General features: G+C 64.9%; 12 protein-coding genes. 11 read left to right on the plus strand and 1 reads right to left on the minus strand.

Translation table 11 applies throughout. From position 1 onward, the window contains the following. Positions 1-246 precede the first annotated feature (246 nt). From AB4Y43_RS28225 to AB4Y43_RS28270, 10 genes are all read left to right on the plus strand, one after another. Positions 247-1,704, plus strand: coding sequence for a sigma 54-interacting transcriptional regulator (locus AB4Y43_RS28225; RefSeq protein WP_342948201.1), 1,458 nt, complete (start codon positions 247-249; stop codon positions 1,702-1,704). A 227-nt stretch (positions 1,705-1,931) separates the two neighbouring features. After that, positions 1,932-2,834: a ribokinase gene (gene rbsK, locus AB4Y43_RS28230; protein ID WP_368684300.1), complete on the plus strand. Its 903-nt coding sequence runs from the start codon at positions 1,932-1,934 to the stop codon at positions 2,832-2,834. Next, positions 2,831-3,229, plus strand: coding sequence for a D-ribose pyranase (gene rbsD / locus AB4Y43_RS28235; RefSeq protein ID WP_342948199.1), 399 nt, complete (start codon positions 2,831-2,833; stop codon positions 3,227-3,229). The genes rbsK and rbsD overlap by 4 nt, the downstream gene beginning before the upstream one ends. A 19-nt stretch (positions 3,230-3,248) precedes the next feature. Further along, positions 3,249-4,748 (plus strand): sugar ABC transporter ATP-binding protein, encoded by a 1,500-nt coding sequence (locus AB4Y43_RS28240; protein ID WP_368729295.1) that lies wholly within the window; start codon positions 3,249-3,251, stop codon positions 4,746-4,748. Positions 4,749-4,793: 45 nt separating this feature from the next. Further along, positions 4,794-5,753, plus strand: a complete 960-nt coding sequence (locus tag AB4Y43_RS28245) for an ABC transporter permease (RefSeq protein WP_069262176.1) — start codon at positions 4,794-4,796, stop codon at positions 5,751-5,753. A gap of 106 nt (positions 5,754-5,859) precedes the next feature. Next, complete coding sequence (rbsB, locus tag AB4Y43_RS28250; RefSeq protein ID WP_368729296.1) at positions 5,860-6,822, plus strand: ribose ABC transporter substrate-binding protein RbsB; 963 nt, start codon at positions 5,860-5,862, stop codon at positions 6,820-6,822. Between the two features lie 196 nt (positions 6,823-7,018). Further along, positions 7,019-8,050, plus strand: a complete 1,032-nt coding sequence (locus AB4Y43_RS28255; RefSeq protein WP_368603202.1) for a substrate-binding domain-containing protein — start codon at positions 7,019-7,021, stop codon at positions 8,048-8,050. A gap of 123 nt (positions 8,051-8,173) precedes the next feature. After that, positions 8,174-10,135 carry an amylo-alpha-1,6-glucosidase gene (locus AB4Y43_RS28260; RefSeq protein WP_368729297.1) on the plus strand — a complete coding sequence of 654 codons (1,962 nt, stop codon included), beginning with the start codon at positions 8,174-8,176 and terminating at the stop codon, positions 10,133-10,135. 100 nt (positions 10,136-10,235) lie between these two features. Then, positions 10,236-12,965 (plus strand): glucosidase, encoded by a 2,730-nt coding sequence (locus AB4Y43_RS28265; RefSeq protein ID WP_368603200.1) that lies wholly within the window; start codon positions 10,236-10,238, stop codon positions 12,963-12,965. Positions 12,966-13,166: 201 nt separating this feature from the next. Beyond that, positions 13,167-14,486, plus strand: a complete 1,320-nt coding sequence (locus AB4Y43_RS28270) for a tetratricopeptide repeat protein (RefSeq protein ID WP_368729298.1) — start codon at positions 13,167-13,169, stop codon at positions 14,484-14,486. On the opposite strand, the gene AB4Y43_RS28275 is transcribed toward AB4Y43_RS28270, so the two are convergent. Beyond that, positions 14,477-14,635 carry a hypothetical protein gene (locus AB4Y43_RS28275; RefSeq protein ID WP_368610199.1) on the minus strand — a complete coding sequence of 53 codons (159 nt, stop codon included), beginning with the start codon at positions 14,633-14,635 and terminating at the stop codon, positions 14,477-14,479. The genes AB4Y43_RS28270 and AB4Y43_RS28275 overlap by 10 nt on opposite strands. On the opposite strand from AB4Y43_RS28275, the gene AB4Y43_RS28280 reads away from it, so the two are divergent. Next, positions 14,634-15,818, plus strand: a complete 1,185-nt coding sequence (locus AB4Y43_RS28280; protein ID WP_368684307.1) for a TIGR03118 family protein — start codon at positions 14,634-14,636, stop codon at positions 15,816-15,818. The genes AB4Y43_RS28275 and AB4Y43_RS28280 overlap by 2 nt on opposite strands. Positions 15,819-15,878: the final 60 nt, after the last annotated feature.

Genomic DNA, 15,878 nt, shown 5'->3' on the forward strand with positions numbered 1-15,878 from the left:
GAAGCGGCGGGCGAACCCGCTGCGCGGGGCGCAGGGGTGCGCCGGGATGCTTGCGGCGGCTGCGAGTCGCAAAACTGAGACGAGTTAGGCGAAGAAAGCGCGGCGCCGCTTGCCATCCCCGCGCGCCAAGCCGGGAAATTTCAGGGGACGTGGCGCAATCTCATTTCTGGGATAATGCGTCCCGCAAATGAGAATCCACTGGTCGTGACGGGCTACGTCAGGGCCGCGATCCAGGAAAAGCACCGAATGGAAATCGAAACGACCGCGCTGCTGGCCGACTACGACCACGTGCGCAAGCTGGCGATGCAATCGCTCTTTCGATCACTCGACAAGTTCAGCGAAGGCACCGTGATCGTCGATCGCAACGCGCGCGTGGTGTGGATCAACCGGGACTATGCGGCGCGCTTCGGCTTTGACGACCCCACAGCCGTGATCGGTCTCGATTGCGAAGCCGTCATTCCCAACAGCATGATGCGCGACGTCGTGAAGGGGGGCGAGCCCATTCTGCTCGACATTCTCGAGACCGATCGCGATCCGATCGTCGTCACGCGTTTGCCGATCAAGGACGACAACGGCGAGACGATCGGTGCTGTCGGCTTCGTGCTGTTCAACGAACTCAAGGGACTGTCGCCGCTCTTTAGCCAGTACGCACGGCTGCGAGCCGAACTGATCAGCACGCGTCAGTCGCTCGCGCAGGTGCGTCGCGCGAAGTACAGCTTTTCGAGCTTGATCGGCACGAGCGCCGCAAGCCTCGAAGTGAAGCGCCAGGCGCGCCGGGCCGCGCGTCTCGCCTCGCCGGTGCTGTTGCTTGGCGAAACGGGCACGGGGAAGGAGCTGCTCGCGCACGCCATCCACGGCGCGTCCGGACGCGCGGACAGTCCGCTCGTGACGGTGAACGTCGCGGCGATTCCCGACACGCTGCTGGAACTGGAGTTCTTCGGCGCGGAGGCGGGCGCGTACACCGGCGCGGAGCGCAAGGGGCGCATCGGCAAGTTCGAGCTGGCTCAGGGCGGCACACTCTTTCTCGACGAGATCGGCGACATGCCGCTCGCGCTGCAGGGCAAATTGCTGCGGGTCTTGCAGGAGCAGGAGTTCGAGCCGCTCGGCTCGAATCGCATCGTGCGCACCGACGTGCGCATCATCGCGGCGACCTCGGCGGATCTGCCCGCACTCGTGGCGCAGGGCCGGTTTCGTGCGGACCTCTACTACCGGCTCAACGTACTAATGATTCGTGTGCCGCCGCTGCGCGAGCGCCTGGCGGACATCGAGGCGATGGCGTATTCGATTCTCGACAAGCTCGCGGTGGAGAGCGGCGCGGGGCATCTCGAACTCGACAAAGACGCGCTCGCGGTGCTGTGTGCGTATGGCTGGCCAGGCAACGTGCGTGAGCTGCGCAATACGCTCGAGCGCGCGGTGTTGCTATCGGACAGCGAGCGCATCGATGCGCGCTCGCTCGCGCGCTTCATCGGCGATGGGCGCGGGCAGCGCCGCGACGAAGAGACGGGCACTCAGCACGATACGCAGGACGACACCGGCGTGCCGCAGTATCAGCAGTACGACGAAGCAATGCGCGATTACGAACGCCGCTTCCTGACCGACGCGTTACGCGCGGCCGGCGGCCAGGTGACGAAAGCCGCCGCGCAGATCGGCATGGCGCGCGCGACGCTGTACCGGCGCATCGTCGCGCTAGGTATCGAGGTGTGATGCGCAAGAATCGCGTCGCGGGCCACCACCGCGCCGGATTCGTATAGAGCCGGTGCCCCACTACGGCCGGCCCACCAGTAATCGGGGACATATTGTCCTGCGCATCCGGTTATACCCTGGGTCTATTTCACACGCGTGAGCACTCTGGTATAACTGCGCTCCCAAGCTGATTACGTTTTAGCACGGCAAAAAACCGCAGGCGCGGCAAGCCGTCGAAAGGGAGTGCAATGGCGCGCGTAGTGGTGGTGGGCAGCATCAACATGGACATGGTCGTCACGACCGACACGTTTCCCCGGCTCGGCGAGACGCTGTTCGGCACGCATTTTTCGACCCATCCGGGCGGCAAGGGCGCGAACCAGGCGGTCGCGGCGGCGCGCCTTGGCGCCGAGGTGACGATGATCGGCTGCGTCGGCGCCGATGCGTTCGGCGGCGAGATGAAAGCGACGCTGGCGCGCGAAGGCGTCGATATCGCCCACGTAAGCACGGGCCGCGAGGCGACCGGCATCGCGTCGATCACGCTCTCGGGCGGCGATAACGCGATCATCGTCGTGCCCGGCGCGAACCACGAGCTTTCGCCCGAAGACATCGACCGTGCAAGCACCGCGATCGCGCAGGCCGACGTCGTGCTCGCCCAACTCGAAGTGCCCTACGCAACGGTGCTGCACGCCGCGCGGCGCGCTCGCGAACACGGCAAGCCGTTCTTTCTCAATCCCGCGCCCGCAGTCGAACTGAGCGGCGAACTGCTCGAACTGACTACGCTGCTCACGCCCAACGAGCATGAACTCGCCACCGCGCTGCAAACGCCGGAAGGCGCGTGGGCCGAGGTCATCGCGCGCTCGCCCATGCGCATCGCCATGACCCACGGCAAAGACGGCGCGTACTACGCCGATGCCAATGGCGCGCTCGTGCATCAGCCGGGATTCACCGTCGAAGCCGTCGATACGACCGGCGCCGGCGACACCTTCAACGGCGCACTCGCGGCGTTCTGGCATCTCGGCATTGGCGAGGCCGTGCGGCGCGCGAACGCGGCAGGCGCGCTCTCGGTGACGCGCGCCGGTGCGCAGGGCGGCATGCCCACGCTCGCCGAACTCGAAGCCTTTCTGAACACGCAAGCCCGAGATTCGCAGTGAAAAAACACGGACATCTGAATCGCGACATCGCACGCGTGCTCGCCCGCATGGGCCACACCGATAGCCTCGTGATCGCCGATTGCGGGCTGCCCATTCCCGACGGCATGGAATGCATCGACGTTTCGCTCGCGGTTGGCGTGCCCGACTTCTTCGCCGTGCTCGACAGCGTGCTCGCCGACTTCAAGGTCGAGCGCGCGGTGTTCGCGAGCGAGGCGCAGACGCATAACGCGGCCGTGGTGGCGCGCAGCCGCGAGATGGCCGCCACGCACATCGCCGTGGAAACCGTGCCGCACGAAGAATTCAAGCGCCGCTGCCGCGAGGCGAAGGCGGTGATCCGCACCGGCGAATGCAGCCCCTACGCGAATGTGATTTTGCATTCGGGCGTGATCTTCTGAGAGGTCCAGGATGCAAGTGATGATGCAGGGGATCGGCAAGGCGTTCGGTCCGGTTCGGGTGCTCGAAGGCGTCGATTTCCGCATCGAGGCGGGTGAGATCCACGCGCTGATGGGCGAGAACGGCGCCGGCAAATCGACGCTCATGAAGATCCTGAGCGGCGTGTATCAAGCCGATGCAGGCGAGATCCTCGTCGATGGGCGCGCGGTGCCGATCCGCAGCACCGTCGAGGCCGAACGCGCGGGCATTGCCATCATTCACCAGGAATTGAACCTCATCGCGCAGTTGACGGTGATGGAGAATCTGTTCCTTGGCCGCGAGCCGAGCCGCTTCGGCATGGTCGATGTCGCGACGATGCGTAAAGAGGCGCGCAAGTGGCTCGACAAGGTCGGCGCGCAGCGTATCGATCCGCAGACCGAAGCAGGGCTGCTCTCCATCGGTCAGCAGCAACTCGTGGAAATCGCCAAGGCGCTGTCGCTGAACGCGCAAGTCCTCGTGATGGACGAGCCGACCGCCGCGCTCACGAACCGCGAAATCGAAACGCTCTTCGAGATCATGCAGTCGCTCAAGGCGAGCGGCGTGGCGATCGTCTACGTTTCGCACCGCATGGAAGAGATATTCCGCGTGTGCGACAAGATCAGCGTGCTCCGTGACGGCCATTTCGTCGGCGAACGCGCTATTCGCGACACCGGTTTCGACGAGATCGTGCGCCTGATGGTGGGCCGCGAGATCGGCGAGCGTTTTCCGAAACGCAGCCATGCACCGGGCGATGTGCGCATGAGCGTGGCCGGTCTGGCGGATGAAGGCCATATCGAAGGCATTACGTTCGACGTGCGCGCGGGCGAGGTGCTCGGTATCGCCGGACTCATGGGCGCCGGGCGCAGCGAAATCCTGCGCACGCTGTTCGGCGCTAACCGCAAGAGCGCGGGCACGGTCACGCTCGACGGCAGGCTGCTCGAGGTGCGCGACGCGTCCAGCGCGATTGCGGCGGGCATTGGCTTCGTCACGGAAGACCGCAAGCGTCAGGGGCTCGTGCTCGGCATGTCGGTGCGCGAAAACGCGACGCTCGTGCATCTGGATCAGTACGCCACCCTCGGCTTCGTCAACGAGCGCGCGGAGCGCAGCGCCGTAGACGGTCTCATCGAGCAGTTGCGTGTGCGCACGCGCGACGCCGAACTCGACGTCAAGGCGCTTTCGGGCGGCAATCAGCAGAAGGTCGTGTTCGCGAAGTGGCTGGCGCAGCCGCCGAAGGTGCTGCTGCTCGACGAGCCCACGCGCGGCGTGGACGTGGGCGGCAAAGCCGAGATCTACACGATCATCAATCAGCTCGCGGCGCAGGGCGTCGCCATCGTGATGGTGTCGTCCGAGTTGCCCGAAGTGCTCGCCATGAGCGACCGCATTCTCGTCATGCATCAGGGACGCCAGAACGGCATCTTCGAGGCGGCCACGGCCACTCAGGAACTGATCATGACGGCGGCAGCCGGCGGCCAGGCGAGCGCTGCGCAAGCCGTGGCAGCCTGAGCGAAGGCGCTTACTCACATACACTGCAAACCAGCGAGACATGACATGTCGCAAGTGACCCTTACCCCCGGCAGCCGGGCGACGCTGCAAAAGCTCGGACCCTTCGTAGCACTGCTGATCATCTCCGTGGCGCTCTCGATCGTGAGCCGCGATTTCCTCACGCTCGACAACCTGCTCAACGTGATGCGCCAGGCGTCGATCAATGCGCTGATCGCGTTCGGCATGACGCTCGTGATTCTGCTCGGCGGCATCGATCTCTCGGCGGGCTCCGTGCTCGCGCTTTCCTCGGTGATCATCGCGACGCTGCTGAGCACGGGCACGCCCGCTATCGTCGCGACGCTCGCCGGCCTCGTGGCTGGCGGCCTGATGGGCTTCGCCAACGGACTCGTCATCAGCAAGGGCAAGGTCGCGCCGTTCATCGCCACGCTCGGTTCGATGACGGTGCTGCGCGGCCTCGCGCTCGTCGTGTCGAACGGCAGCCCGATCAGCAGCTTCAACAGCGACTTCTTCTCGCTGCTGGGCGGCGGCTATGTCGCGCGCCTCGTGCCGATTCCCGTCGTGCTGATGCTCGCGATGTTCGGCGTGTTCTGGGTCCTGCTGCGCAAGACCGTGTTCGGCCGCCATATTTACGCAACGGGCGGCAATGCGGAATCGGCGAAGCTTTCGGGCGTGAAGGTCGATCGCATCCAGCTGTGGGTGTACACGATCGCGGGCGTCATGTCGGCGCTCGCGGGCGTGGTGCTGACTTCGCGCCTGAACTCCGCGCAGCCGACCGCGGGCACGGGCTACGAGCTCGACGCCATCGCAGCGGTCGTGCTGGGCGGCACGAGCCTCACGGGCGGCCGCGGCTGGATCTTCGGCACGCTCGTGGGCGCGCTGCTGATCGGCGTGCTCAACAACGGCCTGAACCTGCTCGACGTGTCGTCGTTCTATCAGCAGGTCATCAAGGGCATCGTGATCCTGCTCGCCGTGCTGATCGATCGCGGCAACAAGAAGTCGTCGTAATACCCAGGCCGCGCCACGCTTCATTCGCCTGGCGCGGCAGTTTGGCATCAATAGGTATCCTGAGATTTTATCTCCACACACTCCACATATAACGAGGAGGAAGACTATGCATAAGCACAATTCGCCGTCGATTTCGAAACTCTTTGCGGCGCTCGCCGCCGGTTCGCTCGTGCTGGGCCTCGCGGCCTGCTCGAAGGAAGGTCCGGGCAGCACGGCCGATGCGGGCGCGTCGGCGGCGCCGGCTTCGGGCGGCGCGGTCACAGTCGGCCTGTCGATCTCGACGCTCAACAATCCGTTCTTCGTCTCGCTCAAGAAAGGCGCCGAAGACGAGGCGAAGAAGGACGGCGTGACGCTCATCACCGTCGACGCGCAGAACGATCCGGCGAAGCAGCAGGCGAGCGTGGAGGACCTGATCGAGAAGAAGGTCAACGTCATCCTCATCAACCCGACCGATTCTTCGGCCGTGGCCAACGTCGTGAAGGAAGCGACGAGCAAGGGCATCAAGGTGATTTCGCTCGACCGCAGCGTGAACGGCGCGGAAGTCAGCTCGCATATCGCTTCGGACAACAAGGCAGGCGGCAAGATGGCTGCCGGTTTTCTCGCCGACAAGCTGGGCGGCAAGGGCAACATCGTCGAGTTGCAAGGCATTCCGGGTTCGTCGGCGGCCAACGAGCGCGGCGCCGGTTTCGACGACGAAATCGCGGCAAAGGGCGGCGTGAAGATCGTCACGAAGCAGCCCGCCGACTTCGATCGCGCCAAGGGCCTTTCGGTGATGGAAAACATCATCCAGAGCAACAAGGACATTCAGGGCGTGTTCGCGCAGAACGACGAAATGGCGCTGGGCGCGGTCAAGGCGCTGCAGGCTGCGGGCCTGAAGAACGTGGCCGTGGTCGGCTTCGACGCCACCGACGACGCGATCGCCGCGGTCAAGTCCGGCCAGATGGCCGCGACCGTGCAGCAGCAGCCCGAACTGATCGGCCAGTATGGCGTGCAGGCCGCGAAGAAGGTGGTCGACGGTCAGCCGGTCGACAGGTTCATCCCGGTGCCGCTGAACCTGTACAAACTGTAAGCACGTTTTCAGGCGCGCGCGAGCGTAGTACCATCGGACGCGAAGACTTCGCGACCGCGCGCACTTGAGAGTGACTGCGCGCCCCGTGCCACACGGGGCGCTTCGTTTTGGGCCTTGCCCTGGCTCGCAGCCGCGTCGCCCGCTCTTCGCTCCCGCGTTCACCCGATCCCCAACCCACATCCAGCAGGAACGCCGCGTGTCCCAGTTCGAGCGTCTGACTATCGACGACATTGCCCGCCTCGCGGAGGTTTCGCGGACCACGGCCAGCATGGTGCTCAACGGCAATGCCGAGCGCTACCGCATTTCGGCGGCCACGGTCGAGCGTGTGCTGCAGGTGGCGAGGGACCATCATTTCACGCCGTCGCAATCGGCGCGCGCGCTGCGCTCGCGGCGCAGCAACACGATCGGCCTCGTGATTCCCGATCTGACCAACTCGGCGCACGCCGCGCTCGCCCAGGCCATGGAATGGCAATGCCGCGAGCGCTACCGTTATCAGCTCGTGATCGTGACGAGCGACGAAGATCCGGTGCGCGAGACCGAGGGTCTTGCGCATCTGGTCGCGCAGCAGGTGGATGGCGTGGTGGTCGTCCCGTGCACGGCCGAAGCGCCGCGCTACGACAAGTGGGTGAAGCGTCTGCCGATCGTGTTCGCCGACCGCCGCGTGGCGACGAGCGCGATTCCCTATGTAATTACCGACGCCGCTGAAACGGTGGCGGCTCTGGTGGGCGAGACGATCGAACAGGGCGCACGGGAAGTAGTGTTCTTCGGTGGCCAGCCGGAACTTTCCCCGAGCCGCGACCGCCTTGCGGGCTATCGGCTCGCGCTAGAGCGGCACGGCATTGCGGAGCAGGCCGACTGGGTGTATCAGCGCGATTACCAGCGAGAGTCGGGCTATGCGTTGATGAAGGCCTGGTTCGAAGCACATGGGCGCTACCCCGAGGCGCTGTTCGCCGGTTCGATCACGCTGCTCGAAGGCTTGCTGGAGTTCGTGAACGAGGCGCATCAACTGGCCCAGGCGCCGGGCCGCGTGATGACCTTCGACGATCATCAACTGCTCGACTGCCTGCCGCTTCGCATCGACGCCATCGTGCAGGACAGCGCGCAACTCGCGGAACATAGCCTGCGTTGCGTGTTTTCACTGCTCGAAGGCGAAGGCGCGCCCGAGTCCATTCAGGTGCCCGCGCAGATCCATTACCGGCAGCGGCGCGGGCGGCCCGAGCCCCGCTAACCCTGCACGCACGTAAACAATTTCGCGATGTTCACGTCGCCCGCGTCTTTCGACTCGCTTTCTGGCTGCTCCGCGCCGACGGGAGTATCGTTGCGCAGATGATTCACGAGGGTAGGACAACCGATGACGCGTCTTCACAGCCCCATCGATGCGCAGCGCCTCGACGACGAATGGCTCGAAGCGGACGGCGCCGGCGGATTTGCATCCGGCACAGTCGGCACCGCGCGTACGCGTCGCTACCACGCGCTGCTGCTCACAGCTATGCAGCCGCCCACGAACCGCGTGGTGCTCGTCAACGGCATCGAAGCCTGGCTCGAGGACGGGGAGCGCAAGACCGCGCTGACGATGCAGCGCTACGCCCCCGATCTGCTCTATCCCGATACCTCGGGGCGCATCGCGAGCTTCGACACCTCGCCGTGGCCCACGTGGCGCTACCGGCTGGACGGCGGCGCCGTGCTCACAGCAGAAGTTTTCGTGGCGAAGGCGAGCCGCGAAACCGTGCTGCGCTGGCGGCTCGATGCACCCTTCGGGGCTGGCGTTGCCGTGCTGAAAGTCCGCCTGCTGATCTCGGGCCGCGACTATCACGGGTTGCACCACGAGAACCCCGCGTTCGACTTCAACGCCCAGATCGACGGCGAGCACGTGCGCTGGCAACCGTACGGCGATCTGCCCGCCATCGTCGCGCGCTCCAACGGCTGCTATACGCATGCGCCGGACTGGTACCGCAACTTCTGCTACCCGCGCGAACGCGAGCGAGGGCTCGACTACATCGAGGATCTCGCGACGCCAGGCGTATTCACGTTTGACCTGGGCATAGGCGATGCGGTGATACTGTTGCAAGCGCAACCATCTTCGGGTGTGCCGGATGCCTCGCTCGACAGCAACGATAGCGCGGCGAGCCGCGCGCAGCTGCTCGCCGGCATCGAAGAAGCGCGCCGGGCGTCGCTCGGCTCGCGTCTGCAGCGTTCGGCCAATGCCTATGCCGTTGCACGCGGCGAGGGCCGTACGATCGTCGCGGGCTATCCGTGGTTCACCGACTGGGGCCGCGACACGTTCATCGCCATGCGTGGCCTGCTGCTCGCGAACGAGCGCTGCGAGGAGGCGGGCGCGATCCTGCTCGAATGGGCGGCGACCGTTTCTGAGGGCATGCTGCCAAACCGTTTTCCCGACGCAGGCGGCGCGCCCGAATACAACTCCGTCGACGCATCGCTGTGGTTCGTCGTGGCGGTGCACGACTACTTTGCGGCCGGGAACGTGCCGCACGAAGCGCGGCATGCGCTCCAGGGCGCCGTCGACGCCATCCTCGAAGGCTATGCGCGCGGCACGCGCTACGGGATCGCAGCCGATCCGCGCGACGGCCTGCTGCGAGCGGGCGTGCCGGGCGTGCAGCTCACCTGGATGGATGCGAAGGCGGGCGACTGGGTGGTCACGCCGCGCATCGGCAAGCCGGTGGAAATACAGGCGCTGTGGATCAATGCGCTGCGCATCGCCGCGGCGTGGGATACGCGCTGGCGCGAATTGGAAGCGCGCGCAAGCGCCTCGTTTGCCGGGCGCTTTGTCGATCCGTCGACGGGCGCGCTGTTCGACGTGGTCGATCTCGATCACGTGGACGGTACGGTCGATTGCTCGATTCGGCCGAACCAGATCTTCGCGGCGGGCGGTCTGCCGTTCGCGCTGCTCGAAGGCGATGCGGCGCGCGCGGTCGTGGCGCAGGTCGAAGCCAACCTGCTCACGCCCATGGGGCTGCGCACGCTCGCGCCGTCTGACCGCGCGTATCGCGGGCAGTACCGTGGCGAGGTGCTGCAGCGCGACGGCGCCTATCATCAGGGCACCGTCTGGCCCTGGTTGCTCGGCCCCTTCGTGGATGCCTGGCTGCGCGTGAACGGCGATACCGCGGCGCAGTGCGCGCTCGCTCGCGAGCGGTTCGTCACGCCGCTGCTCGCGCATCTCGACCGCGCCGGGCTCGACCATGTTTCCGAGGTCGCCGATGGCGATGCGCCGCACCAGCCTGGCGGCGCACCGTTCCAGGCATGGTCGCTCGGCGAATTGCTGCGCATCCTCAAACGGCTCGGCGATGGCGGCTAGCGCCTACCCGTAGCGCGGCGCATGCGCCCGGCGGCCAAACCGCGCTAGCATGGGAGATTCGCCGCGCCACGCTCCACCGTGGCGGCCCCAATTCAAGGAGATGCCCATGCTGCAGCGCGCCGCCGGCCTCATCCACACGGTTGAAGGTCAACGCCTGTACTCGGCCGATTACGCCCGCTGGCAGCGCTGGGGACCGTACCTCAGCGAGCGCCAGTGGGGCACCGTGCGCGAGGATTACAGCGAGCACGGCACCGCGTGGGATTATTTCCCGCATGACCACGCGCGCATGCGCGCCTATCGCTGGGGCGAAGACGGCCTGGCCGGATTCGGGGACGAGCGGCTGGACTGGTGTTGTTCGCTCGCGCTGTGGAACGGCCTCGACCCGATTTTGAAGGAGCGTCTGTTCGGTCTTACGAATCAGGAAGGCAATCATGGCGAGGACGTGAAGGAGCTGTACTTCTACCTCGACAGCACGCCGACGCATTCGTACATGCGCATGCTCTACAAGTACCCGCAGGCGGCGTTTCCCTACCAGGACCTGGTCGACGAAAACGCGCGGCGCGGCGCCGGCTTGCCCGAATACGAAATCCTCGACACGGGCGCATTCGATGATCAGCGTTATTTCGATGTGCAGATCGAATATGCCAAGCACACGCCGGAAGACATCGTTATGCGCGTGACAGTCGAGAACCGCGCCGGGCAGCACGCATCGATCGACGTGTTGCCGCAGTTCTGGGCGCGCAACACGTGGTCGTGGAAGGCCACAGGCAGCAAGCCGTCGCTCGCGCTCGTTTCGTCCGCCGAGGGTGAGCATGTCGTCGCGCACTGCGGCACGCACGAGCCGCTCGTCGTGACGGCTGCCGCACAAAGAGGCGAGCGCGTCGAGTGGCTGTTTTGCGAGAACGAGACCAACGTGAAGCGCCTGTTCGGCATGGACGGCGCCGGTCCATTCAAGGACGGCTTCGACGACTATGTCGTGCACGGCAATAACGACGCGATCCGGCGCGACGCGGGCACGAAGGCGGCCGCGCGCGTGCATCTCGAGATCGCGGCGCACGGGCGCGCGGTCGTCACGTTCCGCTGGCGTCCGCTATCCGCGCCGAAGGAGGACGTGGCGCTCGACATCGACAGCCTGTTCGCGCAGCGCATTGCCGAGGCGGACGCGTTCTACGACGCGCTGCAGCGCGACATCGAAAGTGCCGACGCGCGGCTCGTGCAGCGCCAGGCGCTGGCGGGCATGCTGTGGTCGAAGCAGTACTACCAGTACGACGTGAACCGCTGGATGACAGGCGACCCGCTGCAGCCGACACCGCCCGCCGCGCGCCAGCGCGGGCGCAACGCGGACTGGCGGCATCTATGCAACGCGGACATCCTCTCGATGCCGGACAAATGGGAGTACCCGTGGTACGCATCGTGGGACCTCGCGTTTCAGGCGGTCGCGTTCGCGCTGGTCGATCCGATGTTTGCAAAGAAGCAGATGCTGCTGCTCGTGAAGGACCGCTACCAGCATCCCAACGGCCAGTTGCCGGCCTACGAATGGGCATTCGGCGACGCGAATCCGCCCGTGCATGCATGGGCGGCATGGCGCGTGTACGAGATCGATCGCGCGATCACCGGCAAAGCTGACCGGGATTTCCTCGAACTTGTCTTCCACAAGCTGCTGCTGAATTTTTCCTGGTGGGTGAACCGCAAGGATGCGGACGGCCACAACATCTTCCAGGGCGGCTTCCTGGGACTCGACAACGTCGGCATCTTCGACCGTTCGTCGCCGCTGCCGACAGGCGGACATCTCGATCAGGCGGACGGCACCGCATGGATGGCGGCCTACGCCCTGGACCTGATGCGCATCGCGCTCGAACTCGCGTTCGCGAACCATGTGTTCGTCGATATCGGCGTGAAGTTCTTCGAGCACTTCCTGTATATCGCGGGCGCGGTGAGTTGCGACGACGGCTGCGAGACGGGCCTGTGGGACAGCGTCGACGAGTTCTTCTACGACAAGCTGAGGCTGCCGGACGGCACCAGCGTGCCGCTGCGCATGCGCTCGATCGTCGGGCTGATTCCCTTCTTCGCGGTGCGCGTGCTGGAGGAGCGGGTACACGGCGGCCTGCCGGGGCTGCGCGAGCGGCTAGTCTTTTTCCTCCAGCACCGGCCGGATCTTGCCCGCCTCGTGTCGCGCTGGAACGAACCCGGCAAGGGCAATTCCTTGCTGCTCTCGCTATTGCGAGGGCACCGGATGAAAGCGCTGCTTCGGCGTATGCTCGACGAAGCCGAATTTCTCTCGGATCACGGCGTGCGTGCGCTCTCTCGCGCCCATCTCGACGAGCCTTTTGTTTACCGGCACAACAGCTGCGACTTCCGCGTCAGATACCTGCCCGCCGAATCGGACTCGCGCGTGTTCGGCGGCAATTCGAACTGGCGCGGCCCGGTGTGGATGCCGGTCAATTATCTGCTGATCGAGTCGCTGTATGAATTTCACCGCTACTACGGCGACGATTTTCGCGTCGAGTATCCGACCGGCTCGGGCAAGAAGCTTTCGCTCGCACAGATCGCCGACGAGCTGGCGCGTCGCGTCACGACGCTCTTTCTGCTCGACCGCAACAACGAGCGCCCGGTGATGGGCGCGTACCCGCTGCTGCAGGCCGATCCGCGCTGCCGCGATCTCGTGCTGTTTCACGAGTACTTCCACGGCGACAACGGGCGCGGCGTCGGCGCATCGCACCAGACCGGCTGGACAGGCCTCGTCGCGCTGATGCTGCAGCCGCGCATGATGAGCCCCTCGGGCAACGTGCCCGTGGCGGGCGAGGTCGAAGACGCGGAGGCGGTGAAGTAAGCGCGCGTTCGCAGGTGTCCGGTGCGAACCGGCACTCCCCCTGTCGGAGCGTTGGCCCGGCGATAACACCTGCGACGCGCGAAATTCGCAAACATCGCCAAAACGCCCGGCAGTAAAGCGTTTGCGAGCGCTGGCATAGTCGATGCGTTCACGCCGATCGACAGTTGGGCCCAGCCAACTGCAGCCGAATCGAGGTGCAACATGTCGAGCCTTCCGGATCGCAGACCCGCGGGTCTATCGCATGTGTTGTTTCTGATCGGGTGGATCAGCCGCTTGCCAGGAGTGGCGTGGCCTTTTGTGCTCCCCTGGATCATCCTGGTCCTGGCCGGTCCCTTTTGCTGGCTCGTCATCTCCGGCGCGCTCACCCAACATGTGCTGGTGCCGCCGGTGGAAACACCGAAAGCGCTGGCCGACACCGGCTATACCCCGGAATTCCTGGCAGAACGAATTCTTGCGGCGATGCGCGGAATCAGCAGCGACAGCGACGCGGTACCGCACGATGTATCGCTGGCCGATAACGACAGCCCCGATATCAAGCTGCCCGGTGAGGACATGTCCTATGCTTCGATCGTCGGCTTTCTGAAATCGACGCTGTTCAGGAACAAGCAGGACGTGGTCGTCCATATCGGCATTACACATGTGAACGGCAGCGCGGATGCCTATGTCGCGCATATTCAGATCGAAAACGGGCCATTCAACGCCATGCACGACGACGTTGCGTTCACCGGTACTGATTTCAACCAGTCGATGCGGGACATCGCGATCGAGGTCATGCGGCTCGTCGAACCGAATACGCTCGCGAGCCATGTCTTCGCAGCGGTGCAAAAGACACGGTGTTCGCCGGGCCAATGTGACTACAGCGAGGTCGAAGCCATCTATGACGATGTCCTCGGCCGGCCGGGCTCCATGCAACACCAATGGGCGCTCGCTGGAAAAGGCTGGCTGCTGCTGCGGCAAAACCGCTCCGAGGAGGCGGAGCAGCAGTCGCGCGACGCGCTGTTGCTGTATCCGCACTCGGCCGTCTTGCGGGCGAATCTCGGCATTGCACTCGAGCAGGAGCGGAGAATCGACGCCGCCATCGAGGAGCTTCGTGCGGGCGCTCACGAGCGGTGGAGTACCGCAGAGAACCAGCGCTTGCTCGGCGACGTCCTGTTGCACGCGCACCGGTATGCCGAAGCCCTCAGCGCGTTCCATCGCGCAGATGAAATGCACCGCGACGATGTGAACATCCTGCACGACTGGGGCGAGGCGCTCATCGACAACGGACAATACGATGCGGCGATCGTCAAACTGGCGCACGCGGTGGAACTTCGTCCCGATTTCGCGCCCTCGTATGAACTGTGGGGGCAGGCGCTGGAAGGCGAAGGCGATTTCTCTCATGCCGCGCAAAAGTATGCCGAAGCGGACAAGCGCGACAGCGGCGCGCTGACGCCGCACGAGAAGCAACTTGCCATGCTCGGTACGCCGCGCAGATTGCCGCCGGTATCGGCAAGTTTGCAGGCACCGGATCGTCACGCATAGCGCTCGTTGCCCGCCGCGGATTTTTCGCTAGCTAGTTCAGTCATTACGATCGCCCGCGGAACAAGCCCCGTTTCTTCGCTGGAATAAACGCCGCATCCTCCTCGTTCTTTGTCCGTTAGCCCTTTGGACTGAACGAGGAGTGCGGTCATGAAGTCTCTACTCGCCGTATTCGGCGTCGTAGCATGTGGCGCGGCCATCGCGACGCTCGTGTCGTGTGGCGGCAGTTCCGGTTCCAGCTCGGGCTCCAGCAGTGCGAGCGTGCCCGTCCCGTCGACGTTCACGGCGACGGCGCTCGTTTCCGATGGTGCGGTGGCGGCCGCGCACATCGACGGGAATCTGAAGAATCCGTGGGGTGTCGCCTTCAATCCGAATGGCTTTGCCTGGGTCGCGGACAACGGCACCAATGTCGCAACGCTCTATGACGGCAACGGCGTGCCGCAATCGCTGATCGTCGCGATACCCAACGGCAAGAACGGCACGGCATCACCCACGGGCATCGTCTTCAACGGCACACAAAGCTTTACCGTGACGGAAAACGGCAAGTCAGGCCTCGCGGCGTTCATCTTCGCGGGCGAGGGCGGCACCATCACCGCGTGGGCGCCGGCGGTCGGGCCAACCAACGCATTCGTCATGTACGACGACGGCACGGGCGGCGCAGTGTACAAGGGGCTCGCGCTCGCGACGATGAACAACGCGAACTTCCTCTACGCGACCGACTTCCATAACAACAAGATCGACGTTTTCAATACCTCATTCAACAAGGTGACGGTGCCGGGCGGCTTCACGGACCCGGCGATGCCGGCCGGCTTCGCGCCGTTCGGCATCCAGGCGATCGGCTCGAATCTGTTCGTCACCTATGCGATGCAGGACGCGGCGAAGCACGACGATGTCGCAGGCGCGGGGCTTGGCATGGTCGACATGTACGACACGGCCGGTAACCTGAAGCAGCGCTTCGCGACGGGCAGTCCGCTCGACGCGCCATGGGGCATTGCACAAGCGCCCGCGAACTTCGGCTCGATGAGCGGCGCGATTCTGATCGGCAATTTCGGTAATGGCGCGATCAACGCGTTCAATGCATCGAACGGCCAGTCGATGGGGCCGCTCAACAGTTCGAACGGCAATGCACTTGTTGAGCCAGGCGTGTGGGGCATTGCGTTCGGCAACGACCTCGGCAATCAGCCTTCCAATACGCTGTTTTTCGCGGCGGGGCCGAATGACGAAGCCGATGGCGTGTATGGAAGATTCGATCTGAATGCGACTTCGAACCCAGCCACGACCACGGGCACGGGTACCGGCACAAGCACGGGAGCAGGGACGGGCATGGGCATGTAGCGCCCGGCCACACGGCATCGTTGTCTGATTCGTCAACAGTGCGTCCCCAAAAGGGGGCTT

The organism is Paraburkholderia sp. BR10872, assembly GCF_040965835.1.
GTDB classification, from domain to species: domain Bacteria; phylum Pseudomonadota; class Gammaproteobacteria; order Burkholderiales; family Burkholderiaceae; genus Paraburkholderia; species Paraburkholderia nodosa_A.